At 72.8% G+C, this 17,600-nt stretch carries 16 protein-coding genes and 1 pseudogene; 6 read left to right on the forward strand and 11 right to left on the reverse strand.

The features are described from left to right. Positions 1–2 precede the first annotated feature (2 nt). Positions 3–860: a phosphotransferase enzyme family protein gene (locus Ade02nite_RS33770; RefSeq protein WP_203772707.1), complete on the reverse strand. Its 858-nt coding sequence runs from the start codon at positions 858–860 to the stop codon at positions 3–5. A gap of 340 nt (positions 861–1,200) precedes the next feature. Here Ade02nite_RS33770 and Ade02nite_RS33775 point away from each other — a divergent pair, with 340 nt between their 5' ends. Beyond that, a complete protein-coding gene (locus Ade02nite_RS33775) occupies positions 1,201–1,881 on the forward strand; it encodes a Crp/Fnr family transcriptional regulator (protein ID WP_379037891.1) in 681 nt (226 codons plus the stop codon). On the opposite strand, the gene Ade02nite_RS33780 is transcribed toward Ade02nite_RS33775, so the two are convergent. Next, a complete protein-coding gene (locus Ade02nite_RS33780) occupies positions 1,832–2,560 on the reverse strand; it encodes a lysophospholipid acyltransferase family protein (RefSeq protein WP_203772711.1) in 729 nt (242 codons plus the stop codon). The genes Ade02nite_RS33775 and Ade02nite_RS33780 overlap by 50 nt on opposite strands. Positions 2,561–2,749: 189 nt before the next feature. Here Ade02nite_RS33780 and Ade02nite_RS33785 point away from each other — a divergent pair, with 189 nt between their 5' ends. Both Ade02nite_RS33785 and Ade02nite_RS33790 read left to right on the forward strand, forming a co-directional pair. Further along, positions 2,750–3,550: a DUF308 domain-containing protein gene (locus Ade02nite_RS33785; RefSeq protein ID WP_203772713.1), complete on the forward strand. Its 801-nt coding sequence runs from the start codon at positions 2,750–2,752 to the stop codon at positions 3,548–3,550. A 47-nt stretch (positions 3,551–3,597) separates the two neighbouring features. After that, a complete protein-coding gene (locus Ade02nite_RS33790; protein WP_203772715.1) occupies positions 3,598–5,040 on the forward strand; it encodes an alpha,alpha-trehalose-phosphate synthase (UDP-forming) in 1,443 nt (480 codons plus the stop codon). On the opposite strand, the pseudogene Ade02nite_RS49750 reads toward Ade02nite_RS33790, so the two are convergent. The 6 genes and pseudogenes from Ade02nite_RS49750 to Ade02nite_RS33820 all read right to left on the reverse strand — a co-directional run. After that, positions 4,956–5,435: pseudogene (locus Ade02nite_RS49750) on the reverse strand (alpha/beta hydrolase); the annotation flags it as partial. The gene Ade02nite_RS33790 and the pseudogene Ade02nite_RS49750 sit on opposite strands and share 85 nt — an antisense overlap. Positions 5,436–5,926: 491 nt before the next feature. Next, a complete protein-coding gene (locus tag Ade02nite_RS33800; protein ID WP_203772719.1) occupies positions 5,927–7,270 on the reverse strand; it encodes a flavin-containing monooxygenase in 1,344 nt (447 codons plus the stop codon). A gap of 45 nt (positions 7,271–7,315) precedes the next feature. Next, complete coding sequence (locus Ade02nite_RS33805; protein WP_203772721.1) at positions 7,316–7,996, reverse strand: endonuclease/exonuclease/phosphatase family protein; 681 nt, start codon at positions 7,994–7,996, stop codon at positions 7,316–7,318. 4 nt (positions 7,997–8,000) lie between these two features. Then, positions 8,001–8,951 (reverse strand): ROK family glucokinase, encoded by a 951-nt coding sequence (locus tag Ade02nite_RS33810; RefSeq protein WP_203772723.1) that lies wholly within the window; start codon positions 8,949–8,951, stop codon positions 8,001–8,003. 22 nt (positions 8,952–8,973) lie between these two features. Next, positions 8,974–10,152: a hypothetical protein gene (locus Ade02nite_RS33815; protein WP_203772805.1), complete on the reverse strand. Its 1,179-nt coding sequence runs from the start codon at positions 10,150–10,152 to the stop codon at positions 8,974–8,976. A 22-nt stretch (positions 10,153–10,174) separates the two neighbouring features. Further along, on the reverse strand, positions 10,175–10,627 hold the full coding sequence (locus Ade02nite_RS33820; RefSeq protein ID WP_203772725.1) for an SRPBCC family protein: 453 nt from the start codon (positions 10,625–10,627) through the stop codon (positions 10,175–10,177). A 112-nt stretch (positions 10,628–10,739) separates the two neighbouring features. On the opposite strand from Ade02nite_RS33820, the gene Ade02nite_RS33825 reads away from it, so the two are divergent. Both Ade02nite_RS33825 and Ade02nite_RS33830 read left to right on the forward strand, forming a co-directional pair. Then, positions 10,740–12,428: a sensor histidine kinase gene (locus Ade02nite_RS33825; protein WP_379037893.1), complete on the forward strand. Its 1,689-nt coding sequence runs from the start codon at positions 10,740–10,742 to the stop codon at positions 12,426–12,428. Positions 12,429–12,435: 7 nt separating this feature from the next. Beyond that, complete coding sequence (locus tag Ade02nite_RS33830) at positions 12,436–13,104, forward strand: response regulator transcription factor (protein WP_020512124.1); 669 nt, start codon at positions 12,436–12,438, stop codon at positions 13,102–13,104. A gap of 116 nt (positions 13,105–13,220) precedes the next feature. Here Ade02nite_RS33830 and Ade02nite_RS33835 read toward each other — a convergent pair whose 3' ends face one another. After that, entirely contained in the window at positions 13,221–13,730 is a 510-nt protein-coding gene (locus Ade02nite_RS33835; protein ID WP_203772729.1) for a MarR family winged helix-turn-helix transcriptional regulator, read from the reverse strand. A gap of 69 nt (positions 13,731–13,799) precedes the next feature. On the opposite strand from Ade02nite_RS33835, the gene Ade02nite_RS33840 reads away from it, so the two are divergent. Further along, the gene (locus Ade02nite_RS33840) at positions 13,800–15,044 is read left to right on the forward strand and encodes an MFS transporter (protein WP_203772731.1); all 1,245 of its coding nucleotides are present in this window, start codon (positions 13,800–13,802) and stop codon (positions 15,042–15,044) included. Positions 15,045–15,074: 30 nt separating this feature from the next. Here the strand turns inward: Ade02nite_RS33840 and Ade02nite_RS33845 are convergent, their stop codons facing one another. After that, complete coding sequence (locus tag Ade02nite_RS33845; protein WP_203772733.1) at positions 15,075–15,425, reverse strand: TlpA family protein disulfide reductase; 351 nt, start codon at positions 15,423–15,425, stop codon at positions 15,075–15,077. A 59-nt stretch (positions 15,426–15,484) separates the two neighbouring features. Beyond that, positions 15,485–17,452: an ABC transporter ATP-binding protein gene (locus tag Ade02nite_RS33850; RefSeq protein WP_203772735.1), complete on the reverse strand. Its 1,968-nt coding sequence runs from the start codon at positions 17,450–17,452 to the stop codon at positions 15,485–15,487. Positions 17,453–17,600 lie beyond the last annotated feature (148 nt).

Here is a 17,600-nt window from a genome sequence, read left to right on the forward strand (position 1 = left end):
CATCAGGAGCCACCCATGGCCTCCAGGGCCGCCTTGGCACTGCGCAGGGTGTCCGGGAGGCCGAGCCGGGCCGCGCGGTCGGCCTGCACGGCCCAGCGCAGCCGCAGCAGCACGGGCAGCACGGCGTGCAGCTCGTCCGCGCCGACCGGGCCCGCCGCGAGGTAGCCGTCGATCAGGTCGCCGGCCTCGGCCATCCCGCCGGTGTACGCGACGGCGGCGGCCACGTCGTAGACCAGCGGGCCCAGCCCGCTCGCGCCGCAGTCGAGCAGCCCGGCCCGCCCGGTGCCCGGGTCCACGACGAAGACGCCGGGCGCCGGGTCGCCGTGCAGCACCCCGTACGTCAGCCGGTCGGTGACCGTGAGGCGCGTCGCGGCCGTGACCGCCTCGAGGACCGCGCCGCGCAGCCAGGGCTCCCCGCGCAGATGGGGAGCGTCGGGGTCGAGGAGCCGCCACGGCCGCAGGCCCGGGTGGTGGAAGCCCTGGAGGGCCCGGTGCACGACGCCGAGCCGGTCGCCCCAGAACTGCTGGTCGATCGGGTCCCCGCCGTCGAGGCGGCGGCCCGGCAGCCGGCGCAGCACCGAGAAGGCGCCCTCGGCGGTCTGCGCGGTGAGGCCGCCCGACAGGGTCCGCACCGGCTCCCCCGCGGCGATGTCACGGCCCCGCAGATGGTCGGCGGCGGCGAGGCCGGCCTCGACCGGCTGGCGGCAGCGGGCCTCGGTGAGCCGGACGACGTAGCGCTCCGGCCCGGCGGTCACCTCCCATCCGTAGGACATGAGCGCGTCCGGGAGGGCGGTGATCTCGCCGGGGACGAGATGCCACTGGTCCCGCAGGGTCGATCGAAGAAGCTCGGCATCCGGCACGGCGGGATTATCGACGCGGATCCGGAAAAAGCGACGGACAACGAGGGTGATCCCCGGTCAGCTGTCCCTCCGAAGGGCAACCCTTCCCACCACCCCGCCGCCACCCTTGGCCGGACTGAAGGCTTTCCCCCTTGGCGCTCACGTTTCGCATAGGGGAGGTTTACAGAAAGCGACAACCGCGACATGATCCTACGAGGCGCTCGCGGCAGGGGTGCGCAGAAATGGCGCCGGTGGGTGGCTCTGTGCTAAGAGTGATCGTTCGCGTCGAGGGGCCGGCGCGACCGGCCGCTCACGACACACGCGGTCCCACCGGGGGAGGGATGACGCCGTGGACAATCGCATGCCGGACAACGGCGACGCGCTGACCGGCGTCGACATGTTCGCCGGTCTGGAGCCGGACGTCCGGCAACGCGTGATCGCGACGGCCGTGCCGCGGACGTACCGCAAGGGACAGATCCTGTTCGTCGAGAACGATCCCGGCGAGTCGCTGATCATCCTGAGACGCGGCGCGGTCGCGATCTTCCGCACGGCGCCGACCGGCGAGCGCGCGGTGCTGACCGTCGTCCGGCCGCCGGGCGTGCTCGGCGAGGTGTCCCTTCTGGACGCGTCGACGCGCAGCACGTCGGCCGAGGCGATCGAGGACTGCCAGGCGCTGACCCTGTCGCGCGCGGCCTTCATGGACCTCGTCCACTCCAACCCGCGCATCCTCGACGCGGTGATGCGGTCGGTGGGCGCGCTCATCCGCCGGCTCACCGAGCAGAACACCGATCACGTCTTCCTCGACCTGCCCGGACGGGTCGCCAAGACGCTGGTGCGCCTGGCCGGCGAGAGCCAGGCCCCGATGATCACGATCGAGCTCAACCAGAGCCAGCTCGCCGAGATGGCCGGCGGCTCGCGGCAGAGCGTGAACCAGGCGATCGGCTCGTTCGCCAGCCGCGGCTGGCTGCGCACCGAGGGCCGCCGCATCGTCGTCACCGACCTCCAGGCGCTACGTCGTCGCGCCGGGATGAGCGCTGTGTAGGAGCCTCGATCGAGGTCTTCAGACTGGCCGCGTAGACGTCGACGTACTCGCGGCCGGAGAGCGCCATGATCTCGTACATGATCTCGTCGGTGACGGCGCGCTCGACGAAGCGGTCGCCCTTGGCGTGCGCGTAGCGGGAGAAGTCGAGCGGCGCGCCGAACCGCATGCGCACCCTCATGACCTTGGGGATCAGGGTGCCGGTGGGCTGGATCTCGTCGGTGTTGAGCAGCGCCACCGGCACGACCGGGGCGCCGCTCTCCAGCGCCAGCCGGGCCACCCCCGTCTTGCCGCGGTAGAGCCGCCCGTCGGGTGACCGGGTGCCCTCCGGATAGATGCCCGCGATGCCACCCTCGCGCAGCACCCTCAGCAGGGTCTCCAGGGCCGCTTGGGCGGCCTTCCCGCCGGAACGGTCGACCGGGATGGTCCCGGTGCCGGAGAAGAAGTGCCGCATGAGCCAGCCCTTGATCCCCTTCCCGGTGAAGTATTCGGCCTTCGCGACGAACGTCACCCTGCGATCGACGATCAGGGGTGTGAAGATCGAGTCGGAGAACGACAGGTGATTGCAGGCCAGGATCACCGGGCCGCTCCGGGGCAGGTGGGCGAGGCCGCGCACGTCGGGGCGGAAGAGCACCTTGAGGGGCGGCCCGAGAAAGACGTACTTGAGGAGCCAGTAGAACACGGGGGTCCTTTCCTGGACGTCCGGGACATCCGGCGCAGAGGAAGCGTACGAAGCGGGACGGCGCGCCACAACGCACTCCCGCAACCGGTCCATGTCGTGTCACCATTCAAGGCACGGTCGGGGCGAGGGAGTGTGCAGGGTGACTGGTGCCAGCAGGGTGACTGGGGCCATAGAGTGTGGGGCCGCGCAGTGACAGCGGGTGGCGCTCGCCGCGGGCGGCGGGACAACGGGATCGACGCTGCCGACTACGCGGCGGCCGGCGACGTGGATCCGCGCGTCGGCGAGCACCTCTTGGACGTGCTGGCCGCCGGCGGCATCGCGGCCTACCTTCAGCCGACCGCCGACCTCAACCCCATCCTGCGCGCCACGACCCTGCCCGCGCGCCCCACCGACCGGCTCTTCGTCGACCGGGCCCATCTCGAGACGGCCCGCGAGCACCTGCACAAGGTGACCGGTGGCGCGCCGCCCACCCCGCCGGAGGACCCGGCCGCCGAGCCGGACATCGAGGCGGAGTGGGCCAAGATCGTGGCGGGCTTCCACACCACTGTCGACCCGACCGCGGCGCCGTGGCCGGAGTCCGAGGGCATCGAGGCGCCCAAGGAGCCGCCGCGCCTCGGCGGGCTCCAGTCGGCGGCCGACTTCTCCGGCGTCTCGCTCAACCGGCGGCGCACCGACCAGCCCGACCCCGGCCTGCTCGACGGGCTCGACACGTTCGGCAACGACCTGCCCGGCGACGAGGACGAGGACGAGGAGCGGTACACGCCGCCGCCTCCTCCGCCGCTACCCAAGATCTCGAAGTACGCGGTGTTCGGCGTGCTCGGCGTCGTGGTCGGCTTCGTGCTTTTCCTGTTCCCGCGGCTGCTGCCGATCGACCGCGACTACGTGACGCTGATCGGCTTCGCGGCGATCGTCTCGGGCGCGGTGATGCTGGTGTGGCGGCTCCGCTCCGGCGACGACGATGACGACTTCGACGACGGCGCTGTTGTATAGACCACCGCAACTATAGATCCACGGTAGCCGTCCGGTAACCTTCGGTGATGCGCCAGAGCTCCCTGGTCGTCGTCGCCAACCGTCTGCCCCTCGATGACAGCGCCGCGCCCGACGGGGCGTGCGAGTGGCGCCGAAGTCCCGGCGGTCTCGCCGGCGCGCTGCACGCGATCCTCCAGCAGACCGGTGCCACCTGGGTGGGCTGGGACGGCACGGTCGGCGAGGCGCGCCCGCTGCCCGACCTCGGCTCGCTGCGGCTGCGCCCGATGGCCCTCGACGAGGACGAGACGCGCGGCTACTACGAGGGCTTCGCCAACGGCACACTCTGGCCGCTCTACCACGACGCCGTCGAGTCGCCGGTCTTCGACCGGGGCTGGTGGGAGACGTACAAGGCGGTCAACCGCCGGTTCGCGGAGGCGGCCGCCGAGGTGGCGGAGCCGGGCGCGACGGTGTGGGTGCAGGACTACCACCTCCACCTGGTGCCGCAGCTGCTCCGCGAGCTGCGCCCCGACCTGCTGATCGGGTTCTTCCTGCACGTGCCGTTCCCGCCGCCGGAGCTCTTCATGCAGCTCCCCCGCCGGGTCGAGCTGCTGCGCGGCATGCTCGGCGCCGACCTGGTCGGCTTCCAGCGCCCGCAGGCGGCGCACAACGTCGCCCAGCTCGCGGCGAAGCTGCTCGGGGCGCAGGGCGCCGACGACGCGATCGTCCTGGAGGACCGGGTGGTGCGCACCGGCGCGTTCCCGGTCTCGATCGACGTGGCCGAGATGCGCTCGCTGTCCGCGCGGCCCTACGTGATCAATCAGGCCAGGAAGCTGCGGCACGATCTCGGATCGCACAAGCGAGTGCTGCTCAGCGTCGACCGGCTCGACTACACCAAGGGCATCGAGCACCGTCTCACCGCCTACGCCGAGCTGCTGCGCGACGGCCTGGTCAAGGTGCGCGACACGGTGGTGGTGCAGGTGGCCGTGCCGAGCCGGGAACGCGTGGAGACCTACCGCGGGCTGCGCGACCGCATCGAGCGCGAGGTCGGCCGCATCAACGGCGAGTACGGCCGGGTCGGCGAGCCGGCCATCCACTACCTCAACCAGCCGTTCGACCGCGCCGACCTGGCGGCGCTCTACCAGACCGCGGACGTCATGGTGGTGACGCCGCTGCGCGACGGCATGAACCTGGTCGCCAAGGAGTTCGTGGCGGCCCGCCGCGACGACACGGGCGCCCTGGTGCTGAGCGAGTTCGCCGGGGCGGCCGCCGAGCTGGAGGACGCGTTCCAGGTCAACCCGCACGACGTGGACGGGCTCAAGGAGACCCTGCTGCGCGCGCTGAGCGCCGACCCGGCCGACCTGGCGGCGCGGATGGCCGGCATGCGCCGCTACCTGACCGACCACGACATCCACGCATGGGCGCGCGACTACCTGACGACGCTCTCCTTCTCGAGCCAGTCGAGGACGGCGTCGATCGGCTCCGCCCAGTCCGGGCCGCGCATCAGGTCGTGACCCATGCCGGGAAACAGCAGCGGCGCCGACCCGTAGAGGCCGGCCACCCGATCGAGCGCCTTGCGCGAGACCACCCGGTCGTCCGGGCTCCCGGCCACCAGCACGGGCGGGTTCCCCACCGGCCGCGGCAGCCGCCTGTCCCTGACCAGCGGCGAGATCAACACCCCGGCCAGGGCCGGATAACGCCCCAGCACGTACGCGACCACGCGCGCCCCACCGCCATGCCCGACCAGCACCACCCGCCGCGGCAACGACGCCACCACCTGCATCACGTCATGCACCTGAGCCCGCAGATCCCCCCGCGCCCGCGGCGTGAGCACGTGTCCCGAATAGCCGCGCCCCGCCACATGCGGCAGCCAGCACTCGGCGAAAGCGGCGGCCCCCACACCGGGCCCCGCCTCAGCGCCACTGCCCGCCTCGGCGCCACGCTCAACCCTGGCGCCACGCCCCACCCCACCGCCAGTGCCCGCCTCTGCGCCAGTGCTCGCCTCCGCGCCATGGCCCACCCCTGCGCCACGACCCATCCCCACCTCGGCGCCACGGCCCACCTGCGCACGGCTCGCCTCCGCACTATGGCCCGCCTCCGCGCCATGCCGCACCTCGGCGCCATGCAGCGCCTCGGCGCCACGGCCCACCCCGGCGCCATCCCGCACCTCGGCGCCACGGCCCACCCCGGCGCCATCCCGCACCTCGGCGCTACGGCCCACCCCGGCGCCGCGGCCCGGCCTGAAGCCGCGCCACACTCCCTGGCGCCTCGCTCCCGGCACAAAAAGTATATTTACGCATTTATCCGGTTCGCCATTCGCCGGTGCGTGGGACAGCACCTCGCGGGTGTGCGCCGGCACGGGTGACACCCAGTCGGCGAATCGGATCGGGCCGAGCTCCCTCACGCGGGCTCCATCTCGCGGAGCAGGCCGTCGACGGCCCGCAGGTAGTCGATGTGGTCCACCTCGAACCAGTGGCGCGGCGACGGCACCACACGGCGCCGCGACCAGGACGCGAGCGGCCGGGACGACTCCTTCTGCTGCACGTTCGCCGCGCGTACCGGATCGTCCAGGCGCAACCTCAGCCAGCGCGCGACCGCCACGCTCTGCCAGTGGGCGAGCGGCAGCAGCCCGGCGTCGGGCTGGAGCAGGCCGATCACCGCGAGCGTCGGATGCTTGCGGGCGAACGCGTGCAGGTGCAGGTCCGGCCGCCCGTCCGCGCCGGTGTCGAGCAGCTCAGGGGCGAGGAAGCCGAAGCTCGGCCGGAAGCCGGTCGCCGTGATCACCAGGTCGGGCTCGATCCGGGTGCCGTCGGCCAGCTCGACCTGCTTGCCGTCGAACGCGGTCACGTCCGGCACCGGCGTGATCCGGCCGTGGCCCAGGTAGTACGGGAGCTGGCTGTTGACGACGGGATGGCTCTCGTACGGCCGGTGATCGGGCCGGGGAAGGCCGTAGCGGGTCAGGTCGCCGGTCGTGAGCGCGAGCACGCGGCCATAGAGCGCTTGGCGTACGCGCAGCGGCAGACGCCACCGCAGCAGGCGCTCGGCGACCTGGTCGGCGGGGCGGCCGAGGACGTATTTGGGCGCGTACCAGTATCCACGGCGCGTCGAATGCCAGACTGCCGATGCCTGCTGGGCGGCCTCGACGGCGATGTCGCAGCCGGTGTTGCCGCCGCCGATCACCAGCACGCGGCGGCCGCGCAGCTGGGCCGGGTCCTTGTACCGCACCGAGTGGATCATCTGCCCGCGGAACTCGCCGGGGATCTCCGGCTCGGCGGGCGACCAGTTGTGGCCGTTGGCGACGACCAGGGCGGCGTACCGCTGGGTCCGCTCCTCCGACCCGCCGCCGGTGGACCTCGTCGTGACGTCCCACCGCCCGTCACCGACCGGGACCGCCCGGACCACCTCGGTGCCGAACCAGACGTCGTCCTCGGCGCCGAAGTGCCGCGCGTAACGCTCCAGATAGGACAGCATCTGGCTGTGGTGCGGATAGTCGGGCCAAGTGTCCGGCATCGGGAAGTCGGGGAACTCGCTGAGCGGGCGCGACGAGATCAGATGGGTGCCGGCGGAGACCGGGCTGCGGTCGTGCCGCCAGTTCCAGGCGCCGCCCACGGCGGTCTCCCGCTCGTAGCAGTCGACCTCGAAGCCGTGCTCGCGCAGGTTCTTGACGGCGGCGAGCCCGCTCGCGCCGGCGCCGACGACACAGACGGCCTCTCGGCGGTCGGCGATGTCCGGGGTGTCTGGCACGGCCGAGATCCTGCCAGACCGACGGCCCCGCCCGGAAGATCGCCTTTACCGCTCCGCGGGGAGAACCAGGTCGGCGACGACCGGCAGATGGTCGCTCGCGCGGCGGGCCCGGTCGTTCTCGACGATCTCGTACTTGTCGATGGCGATGTCCGGGGTGACGAAGAGCCCGTCGATGCGCCGGGCGGGCACCGTGGCCGGGAACGTGGACGGGCTGTCGGCGGGCGTGACGAGACCGTCCTCGACGGTGCGCCAGGCCCCGCCGCCGGGGCCCTCGTTCAGGTCGGCCGCGGCGATCAGCGGGCCGTCGACGGCGTTGAGCGCCTCTTTCCAGAGCGCCGCCTGGGCGGGCCGCTCGCCCGGGTCGGTGGCGAGGTGCGACCCGGCGACGGTGAAGGTGCCGCCGCGCACGGAGCCCCGGGCGAAGACCGCGCCGCGCAGGTGCCGGCCCGGGGTGAGCGGATAGCGCATCACCCACGTGTCCAGCACCCGCACCCGCAGGTTGACCAGCAGCAGGTTGCCGAGCGCGGGCAGGCCGCCGGCGGCCACCACCATGCCGAGGTCGTCGGCGAGGGCGGCGCAGCGGTGCCGCCATCGGAAGCGCCGCGGCGCCTCCTGCACGACCAGGACGTCCGGGGCGAGCTCGCGGACCAGGCCGACGAGGGCGGCCCGGTCGTCCTTCAGGCCGTGAACGTTGTAGCTGACGACGCGCAGCGCGGGCCCGGCCATGAGGTCAGGGACGCCGTGCCAGGTCGGCGGCGCCGACGACTCCCGCGGTGTTGCCGGTCTCGGCGGCGCGCAGCTCGGCGACCGGGAAGCGGCCGCGCTGTTTGAGCTGGTCGCGGTAGGTCGTCTGGGTGGGCGTCATGAGCAGGTCGCCCGCGTCGACCACGCCGCCGCCGACCACCAGGATCTGCGGGTCGAAGATCTGCGCGAGGTCTGCCATGGCGACGCCGAGCCAGTAGCCGATCTGGGCGAACGCGTCGCGGGCCACCCCGTCGCCGGCCCGGGCGGCCTCGGTGATCTGCCGTCCGGTGATCGCCAGCGGGTCGCCGCCGGCCAGTTCGAGCAGCTGCGCGGCCCGGTCGGGCTCCTGCCGGGCGCCGGCCCGGGCGAACCGGACGAGCGCGTTGCCGCTCGCGTACTGCTCGAGGCAGCCCAGCCGGCCGCAGCCGCACGGGTGGCCGTCGGGCACGGACTGGATGTGGCCCAGCTCGGCGGCGATGCCGTTGGCGCCGCGCCACAGCTTGCCGTTGAGCACGATGCCGCCGCCGATGCCCGTCCCCACGGTGATCATCACCATGGAGTCGTCGGCGTGCCGGGCGACGCCGAACCGGAACTCCGCCCAGGCGGCCACGTTCGCGTCGTTCTCGAGCACGGTGGGCAGGCCGACGGCCTTGCTGACGTAGTCGCGCAGCGGCTCGTCCCGCCAGGCGAGGTTCGGCGCGAAGAGCACTGTCGACCCGGCCGCGTCGATCCAGGCGGCCGCACCGATGCCGATCGCGGTGGCCTGCGGATAGGCGGCGGCCAGCTCGGCGGCGACCTCGACGATCGTGTCCCGCGTGCCGGCCGGGTCCTCGGCGGGCGTGTCCCTGCGGTTCGAGGCCAACACGGTGCCGTGCTCGTCGACCACCCCACCGGCAACCTTGGTGCCGCCGACGTCGACTCCGATGGTCAGCGTCACGCTGCCCGTCCCCTCTGTCCCATCACGCAGTCTTGCTGTCCCTGTCCCCGGGCCCCTCAGCGCCCGGGTCCGCCACATCATGATCCACCGTCGCCGGGGACGCCACGTCGGCAACACCCGCATCCGCGGTGGCCGCGGCCCATACATCAAACCTTCGAGGGGTACGGGTCGCACGCGCCGCCCCACCCGCAGTGTCCCCGGTCTCGTCCCCAGCCTGCTCAGCCGCCTGCGCAGCGGCCTCCCGGCGCACCCTGGCCTCCTCGGCCGCCCGGGCAACCCGCCTTTCCGCCTCGGCCGCGGCCTGCCGGGCCGCCTCCCGCCGGGCCCGCAACTCCGCCGCCTGCTCGGCCGCGACCGCCGCCGCACTCGCCGTGGTCGCCGCCGCCCAGGCATCGCCGTCCGCCGGCGCGCCGCCGCCCGCGGGCCGAGCCTCGGTCGCGGCCGACCACGCGTCGCCCTCCGCCGGCGCGCTGCCGCCCGCGGGCCGAGCCTCGGTCGCGGCCGACCACGCGTCGCCGGCGTTGTTCTCGGCCTCCGGCGTGCGGGTGGCGGCGGACCACGTCTGGTCGGCGTTGCCGGGACGCGGCGGCCGGGGCTTCGGCCGCCGCGGCTTCTCGCCGGTCAGCGCCGAGAACGCGCGCATCAGGTGGGCGACGCCCGTGGCCATGTCGCCGGCGCTGGTCGCCAGCCGGACCGCCGTCATCGGGCTGGGGTCGCGGGCCGCCGCGATCGCCTTGCACACCGGGCACACGCAGCACTCCGCGCTGCCGGTCGCCCAGTGACCACCCCGGTCCCGCCGGCCGGCGCCCGACCGCTCCCCGCCGCCAGACCGCTCCCCGCCGCCAGACCGCTCCCCGCCACCGTGTTCATCGGCGCGGCGGTCATCAGGAGCGGCGCTACGCCCCTCGAAGCCGGCGCGGCGGTCATCAGAGCCGGGGCCGCGATCATCGGCCGCGCGGCCGGCGGCGTCGTCGGACGCGAGGCCGCCCAGGTCCCCGAGGCGGTCGCCGGCGGCCCGGATCATGGACGCGAGCCCGCCACCCAGCCGGCCCCAGTCGGGTCCGCTGCCCGCGCCGCCGCCCGCCGCGCCGCCGACCGCCGCGCCGCTGGATGTCGCGCCGCTGGATGTCGCCGCGGTGGACATCGCCGCCAGGACCGTGGCGACGAGGCGCTCGGCCTCCTCCCGCGCAGAACCGGACATGTGGCGCTCCTAGGTGGTGCTCTCAGCTCGCCGGCAAGCTCTCGACCCGGCGCTTGAGCTGCTTCAGCGCCGTGTCCATGATCATCTTTTCGGCCTTGCGCCGGAACATGCCGAGCATGCCGATGGAGAGCTCCACCTCAAGTGTGTACGTCACCGTGGTGGTGCCGTCGCCGCCGTCGGCAAGGTCATAGGAGCCGCGCTGTGATTTCTGCGTCTTCGAGGGCTCGACCAGGTGCCATTCGATGCGCGAGAGATCGTCGGCGTACTCGTACGCCAAGGTGTAGTCGTCGGCCATCACCCCGGCGTCGATCACGAACCGGACCGTGGCCGCGTAGCCGTCCTCGTACTCCTCGAGGACCTCCACGCTCTTCATCGCGTCGGCCCACTCCGGGTAGCGCGGGAAGTCGCTGATCACCGCGGCCACGCGGTCGAGGGGCGCATGAACCTGAATCGACTGCGTCGAGGTATCCGCCATGCACGGGAGGCTACCCGCTCGGTACGACATTCCCGGCGACGGGCCGGGCGACCGGCCGGGCGACGCGCCGGGCAGCGAGCCGCCCGTGGCCGGGGCGGCTACCATCCGTCAGGTGCCGGTCCTAGCCAGCGTCTCCGCGCGCGTCCAACCGCTTGCGGTGTCCGCGCGCATCATCATGCTCGCGCTGGTCGCGGCGCTCACCTTGATCGCCACCGGCGAGGTCGCCCAGCTCGGCTGGATAGCCCTGCTGGCGGTCGCCGCGCTGCCCGCGTTCTTCACTCCCGACCACCGGCTGTTCGCGCCGCTCGGCCGCTTCGCCGAGGTCACGATCACCGGCCTGGCCGCCGGGTCGATCGCCGCCGCCGCCGAGGCGCACGGCACGTTGGACGCGGGCTTCGGCGCCGAGGTCGTCCTGCCGTACCTCACGGTGCCCCTGCTGACCGCGGCGCTGCGCCGCCGTCCCACCGAGGGCGCCGCGTTGCTGGGCGTGGCCGCCGTGTCACTTGTCGTGGGCGGTACGCTGATCGGCGACGTCAGCCCGATCACCCAGCCGGGTTTCCTCGCCGCCGGGGGCCAGTGGCTGGTGCTCGGGGCCATCATCACCTTCGCGGCCGACACCATGCGCCAGTTCATGCAGCCCACCGAGCCGACCCCCCAGCCGTACGCGGAAGCGACCCGCCTCCTGACGCAGCTGCGCAGCGTGGCGCGCTCGCTGCCGGGGGCCACTCTGGACCCGGGCGGCATCTCCGAGCACCTGCTCGAGGAGCTGCGGCTGATCACGCCGTCCGACCGCTCGGCGGTGCTGTCGGCCAGTGGCGGCGGCCGGCTCGTGGTGCTCGCCCAGACCGGCGCCGAGCGGGTCGACTGGGAGACGACGCTCGACGCCGACTCCGCGATCGCCGACGCGTGGGCCAGCCAGCAGCCGATGACCGCGAACCGCTCGCAGGCCCGCACGGGCAGCCGCGGTGACACGTCGTCGCTGGTCGTTCCGCTGGTTGCCGGCGTACGCACGATCGGGTTGGTGATCCTCGAGACCGACGTCGCGAACGCGTACCCGTCCTCGGTCGTCAACGAGGTCACCTGGGTGACCGACCCGGCGGCGCTGCGGCTGGAGGCCGCCCTGCTCTTCGACGACGTGCGGTCGCTGGCCACCAATGAGGAGCGTCAGCGGCTCGCCCGCGAGATCCACGACGGGGTCGCGCAGGAGCTGGTGATGGTGGGCTACGGCATCGACAACGCCCAGGCCACCCTGCCGGAGGGCGCCGAGGAGACGGCCGAGGAGCTGCGCGCGCTGCGCAGCGAGGTGACCCGGGTGATCACCGAGTTGCGGCTGAGCCTGTTCGAGCTGCGCTCCGAGGTGGACCGCAACGGCGGCCTGGCGGCCGCGATCGCCGAGTACGCCCGCACCCTGGGCACGTCGGCGGGCCTGCGGGTGCACTTCACGTTCGACGAATCCACCGCGCGGCTGCCCGCCGCGACCGAGGCCGAGTTGCTGCGCATCGCCCAGGAGGCGATCACCAACGCGCGCAAGCACGCCGGAGCCTCTAATCTGTGGGTTACCTGCACTGTCGACCCGCCGTACGCCGAGATCGAGGTCTCGGACGACGGACGGGGCTTCGCGGACGACCGCCCGGACGGTCGTTATGGTCTGACCATCATGGCCGAGCGGGCGGAACGGATCCGGGGCCGACTGAAGATCTCGCCGCGACACCCCAGCGGGACAACCGTTGCCGTAGTGCTCGGATCCCCCGCCAGGCGCGATAGCGTGCGGGATAGCGTTTCCGCTCCAGAAGGGGAGTAACCCGAGCATGTCGACCAGTCCGGCGCCGACGACGCGCACCAAGGTCCTCCTTGTCGACGATCATGACTTGATTCGTAAGGGGCTGCGACACGCATTCGAGCGCGACCGTCAGTTCGAGGTCGTGGGCGAGGCCGCCACGGCCGCCGAGGCGGTCCGCCAGGCGGGTGCCCTCCAGCCAGACGTCGTGATCATGGATCTCCGCCTGCCCGACGGCAGCGGCCTCGAAGCCACCAAGGCCCTCCGCAAGAACAACGCCAACATGGGCATCGTCGTGCTCACCATGTATGCGGGCGACGACCAGCTCTTCGGCGCCCTCGAGGCCGGCGCCAGCGCGTTCGTCCCCAAGACCGCTCCCGCGGACGAGGTCGTGGCCGCGGCCCGCCACGCCGCGTCGGCGCCGAGCGCGTTCACCGCCGCCGACCTCGCCGAGGCCATGAAGCGCCGCCTCGCCCCGTCGGGCCCGCAGCTCTCCCCGCGCGAGGGCCAGGTCCTGCGGCTGCTGGCCGACGGCATGAGCGTCGCCGGCATCGCCAAGCAGCTCTTCGTCTCGGAGTCGACCGCCAAGACGCACATCTCCAAGCTGTACGAGAAGCTCGGCGCGGCCAACCGTGCGCAGGCCCTGATGACGGCCCTGCGTCTCGGCCTGCTCGAGGCCCCCGACGCCCCAAAGTTCTAGTTCGTCCCGAGCGCCCGGATCCCCCACCGGGCGCCCGCACCGGTCGGTCACCCCGCCGAGGTGGGCCGACACTCGCGACAGCTCAAAAGCCACATCCGACCAATCGCGCAAACCGGTCAGCTCTCCAGGTCGAGCAGCACCTTGCGCAGCAGCGCGTTGAGCTGGATCAGCTCGTCGTGCGACAGCGCCCGCAGCAGCTTCTGATCGCGCGCCATGCCCTCGAAGATGTACTTGCTCCACATGGCCCGCCCCGCCGCGGTCGGCCGGATCAGCACGCGCCGCCGGTCGGTCTCGTCGTGCTCCCGCGTGACCAGCTCCGCCGTGACGAGCCGGTCGAGCCGGCTGGTCATCGCCGCCCGGGTCACGTTCGCCGCCTCGGCCAGCTGGGCCGGCGTCGCCTCCACCGGCCACGGCTGGATCATCAGCACGTGCAGCGTCTTGTAGTCCTCGAACGTCAGCTCCTTCGACTCCGCGAACGCCACCGAATCGGCCCGCCGCGCCTCGCGCTGGATGTAGTTCATCCGCACCAGGGCCCCCTCGACCTCGGGTGCGAACGCCGGCTCGTCCTTCCAGAAGGCCGCCCATCTCGCCACGTGCTGATCGACGCTGTCCTGCTGCTCCGCCATGCCGCCATCCTATCGCGCATCTAACTTTTAGATTGTGAATAGTTAGACGGTGAACTACTGTCCTGGCTCATGCGACGGATCACCGACTTCCAACTCCTGGCGACGGGGCAGACCCTCTCGTGGGTCGGCAACGGATTCCAGACCGTGGCGCTCGCCTTCGCGGTGGTCAAGGCCGGCGGCGGCCCCGGCGACCTCGGCCTCGTCTTGGCCGCGTCGATCGTGGCCCGCCTGGCGTGCACGCTCTTCGGCGGTGTCTGGGCCGACCGGCTCCAGCCGCAGCGCGTCATGGTCGCCTCCGACCTGGTCCGCCTGCTCACCGCCGCCGCGATGGCGGTCATGTTCGCCGGCGGCGGCTACCACCTGGCCCTGCTCTGCGCCCTCGCCGCGATCTCGACCGGCGCCGCGAGCTTCTTCGACCCGGCCTTCGGCGCGCTGCGCCCGCTGCTGGTCCCCGCCGAGAAGCGCCAGTCCGCGAACGCCACCCTCAGCATGCTCCAGACCGGCAGCCAGGTCGCCGGCCCCGCGCTCGGCGGCGTCACGGTCGCCGCGTTCGGCGCCTCCGCCGGCTTCACCGTGAACGCCGTGAGCTTCCTGGCCTCGATGATCGCGGCCCTGCTCCTGCGCGTCCGCGCCGAGCGCGGCCCGCGCGCCTCCATGATCAGCGAGCTGGGCGACGGCTGGCGCGAGATCCGCAAGCGCGACTGGCTGATGTTCGGCCTCTTCGGCGCGACCGTCTATCACATCGCGAACGGCATCATCCTGGTCCTGGTGCAGGTGGTCGCCATCGAACGGCTGGGCGGGGCCTCCGCGGCCGGCTTCATCGCCGCCGCCGAGGGCCTGGGCGGCGTCATCGGCGCCGCGGTCGCGCTGCGCTTCAAGCCTCGGCGCCTGCTGCGCGCGGGCTGGGTCACCCTGATGCTCATGCCGCTCTGGGCCTTGGCGTACGTCTGGCCGGCCGAGCTCGTCGCGGTGGTCGCCGGAGCGATCGTCGGCTACGCGGGCCTGATCTTCTTCGACGTGGCGTGGGAGACCGCCATCCAGGACCGGGTGCCGCAGCGCATGCTCGGCCGGGTCTCCTCCTGGGACTACCTGACGTCGTTCATCGCCATGCCGATCGGCAACGTGCTCGCCGGGCCGCTCTCCGCCGAGTACGGCACGTCACCGATCCTCACCGCCTGCGCCGGCGTGCTCTTCCTCTCGGCGGCGAGCCAGCTCCTCGTGCCGGGCACCCGGCGCCTGACCCGCCTGCACCACGAGCCGGCCCCGGCCGAGAAGACCGGCACCCCGGAGCTGGCCGAGGCCACCGGAGCCTGAGCCGCCCTCGTCCGATGTGGACCGGCGCGGTCAGAGCACCGCGCCCAGCGCCGCGATCAGCTGCGGTTTGGCCGGGACGCCGGTGGCGCGCTTGGCGACCCGGCCCTCCGCGTCCAGCACGAGGAGGGTCGGCGTGCGCTGGATGCCGAGCGCCCGTACCGCCTCGAGATGGCTCTCGGCGTCGACCTCGACGTGCCGCACGCCCGGGACCATCGCGGCGACCTCGGCACTGACCCGGCGCACGGCCCGGCACGGCGCGCAGAAGGCGGACGAGAACTGGAGCAGCGTCGCCCTGGCCTCCCCCACGCCGAGCTCGCGCAGCAGCTCCGGGTCGAGCCGGGCGCCGTCCGCGCTCGGGTCCGCCGCCACTTCCTCGATCATGCCCCGTTCCTCCCCGGATCCGGCTCGCGGTTGTCCCGTTCCAGCGTGCCACTTCGCGATCAGGCCATCTGGTACGCGCTGGCCTGCAACGTGAACATCTGGGCGTAGACGCCGTCCACCGCCATGAGCTGTTCGTGGTCGCCCTGCTCGACGATCGTGCCGTGGTCGAGGACGTAGATGCGGTCGGCCTCCCGCACGCTCGCCATCCGGTGGGTGATCAGCACGACGGTGCGGCCCTCGGCGAGCTCGCGCAGCCGCTGATAGACGTCGTGCTCGGCGCGGGCGTCCAGGTTCGCGGTCGGCTCGTCGCAGATCAGCAGGGGCGCGTCGCGGAAGAACGCCCGGCTGACCGCGAGCCGCTGCCACTGCCCGCCGGAGAGGTCGGCGCCGTCGATGAAGTGCCGGGACAGCAACGTCTCGTACTGCCGGGACAGCTCCATCACGAAGTCGTGCGCGTTGCCGGCCCGGGCCGCCGCGTAGATCTCCGCCTGCGGGGCGACCCGGTCGTGCCGGCCGATCGTGATGTTGGCGCGCGCGGAGAGCGGCCACCGGGTGGGCTCCTGCATCACCACGGCCACCCGCTCGCGCACCGAGTCGGGATCCAGCAGGCTCGCGTCGACGCCGTCCCACAGGATCCGCCCCTGCTGCGGCCGGTGCAGCCCGGCGAGCAGCGTGGCCAGCGTCGACTTGCCCGAGCCGTTCTCGCCGACGAGCGCGATCACCTCCCCGCGGCGCAGGGTGAGGCTCACCTCCCGTACGGCCGGATGCTCGGCGTCCGGATAGCTGAACGTGACCCCCTGGAGGACGATCTCCTGGAACGACGGCGGCGCCACCCCGCCGGGCGACGGCTCGGCGCGCTTCCGCGAGAGCTCGCAGAACCCCTGGAAGTCGGCGAAGTAGAGACCCTGGTCGAAGACCCGGTTCGCGGCGAAGGCGATCTCGCTGAGCTTGCCGATACCCATATTGATCGCGTACGCGGCCGCGCCGCCCGCCGCGAGCTCCATGCGCCCCGTCCACAGCAGCCAGAGCAGCACCACGTACGCGAACGCCGTCGCGACCGCGCTGAGCACCGTGCCGACCAGCGTCGTGCGCACCTGCCGCGACGCCAGCCGGATCTCCACGCTCGTCGAGATCGCCAGCAGCCGCCGCACCTCGTCCAGCAGGAACGACCGCAGCGTGAACGCCCGCAGCTCCGGCGCCGGCTCACGCGCGGCGAGCAGCTCGGCGAGCATCCGCTGCCGCCGCCAGACCGCGATGAGCCGCAACACCCGCCGATATCCCAGGCGCGCCGACCGCACCGCCGCCCACCCGATCGGCACCACCGCGAGCACCAGCAGAGGCAACAGGACAGGATGCAGTACGGCGAGCACGCCGGCGGCCGCCACCAGCCCGATCACGTTGGTCGCCAGCTCGATCGCCCGGTCGACGAGCTGCTCGGCCGCCGAGATCCCCCGGTCCCGGGCACGCTCCATGGCGTCCCGCCAGTCCGCGTCGTCGAATGTGGACAGATCGACCCGCGTGGTGAGCGTCAGCAGCCGCATCTCGGCCGCCTGATACACCTTCGGCGACAGCCGCCCGTTGGCCGCGGCCGCCGCCGAGCTGAGCGCCCCTCGCGCGGCCGCCGCCCCCACCACCAGAAGCAGCGACGGCACGGCGGCCCGCACCCGCTCCGGCGTCGGCACATCCTGAAGCAGCCCGTCGAAAACCCCGACCACACTGATCATCCCGACCGCACTGGCCACCCCCGCCGCGACCTGCAAAATCACCAGCGCGGTCGTCGTACGGGCATCGGCCCGCCAGGCAAGCACCCACGCTTCCCGCAGCAGCCGGGGCAGCCGCCGCACCATGCGCAGGAACGAAGTGTTCGCCGCCTCCTCGGTGCTGGTCAGCCAATAGGGCAGCGAAAGCTCCCCGTCCTCGAACTCCCCCTGCACGTCACGATCTGCGGTGCCGGCCGGCGCATCGGGTCTCGGCGGCTGGTCGGCGTCTGCCTGCTGCTCTCGCTGGCCGGAGTCGGCGTCCCGCATCAAAACTCCATCTCGGACGTCCCTCAGCACAGGCTCCGCGTCCGCGCCCAGGGCACGCGCAACGCACGGACGGCACACACGGAGGCACACCGGAAGCCCTGCGGCCTTCCTACGCCGCCCCACCGATCCGCGTCTATACGATCACGGC

It is taken from the genome of Paractinoplanes deccanensis (genome assembly GCF_016862115.1).
In the GTDB taxonomy this organism is placed as follows: Bacteria; Actinomycetota; Actinomycetes; order Mycobacteriales; family Micromonosporaceae; genus Actinoplanes; species Actinoplanes deccanensis.

Excerpts from the sequence above, each read along its gene's own strand:
- Ade02nite_RS33775 (WP_379037891.1), top strand. The coding sequence starts at position 1,201 with ATGCCGGACAACGGCGACGCGCTGACCGGCGTCGACATGTTCGCCGGT.
- Ade02nite_RS33820 (WP_203772725.1), bottom strand. The coding sequence starts at position 10,627 with ATGGCGGATACCTCGACGCAGTCGATTCAGGTTCATGCGCCCCTCGAC.
- Ade02nite_RS33830 (WP_020512124.1), top strand. The coding sequence starts at position 12,436 with ATGTCGACCAGTCCGGCGCCGACGACGCGCACCAAGGTCCTCCTTGTC.
- Ade02nite_RS33835 (WP_203772729.1), bottom strand. The coding sequence starts at position 13,730 with ATGGCGGAGCAGCAGGACAGCGTCGATCAGCACGTGGCGAGATGGGCG.
- Ade02nite_RS33790 (WP_203772715.1), top strand. The coding sequence starts at position 3,598 with ATGCGCCAGAGCTCCCTGGTCGTCGTCGCCAACCGTCTGCCCCTCGAT.
- Ade02nite_RS33815 (WP_203772805.1), bottom strand. The coding sequence starts at position 10,152 with ATGTCCGGTTCTGCGCGGGAGGAGGCCGAGCGCCTCGTCGCCACGGTC.
- Ade02nite_RS33845 (WP_203772733.1), bottom strand. The coding sequence starts at position 15,425 with ATGATCGAGGAAGTGGCGGCGGACCCGAGCGCGGACGGCGCCCGGCTC.
- Ade02nite_RS33850 (WP_203772735.1), bottom strand. The coding sequence starts at position 17,452 with ATGCGGGACGCCGACTCCGGCCAGCGAGAGCAGCAGGCAGACGCCGAC.
- Ade02nite_RS33805 (WP_203772721.1), bottom strand. The coding sequence starts at position 7,996 with ATGGCCGGGCCCGCGCTGCGCGTCGTCAGCTACAACGTTCACGGCCTG.
- Ade02nite_RS33840 (WP_203772731.1), top strand. The coding sequence starts at position 13,800 with ATGCGACGGATCACCGACTTCCAACTCCTGGCGACGGGGCAGACCCTC.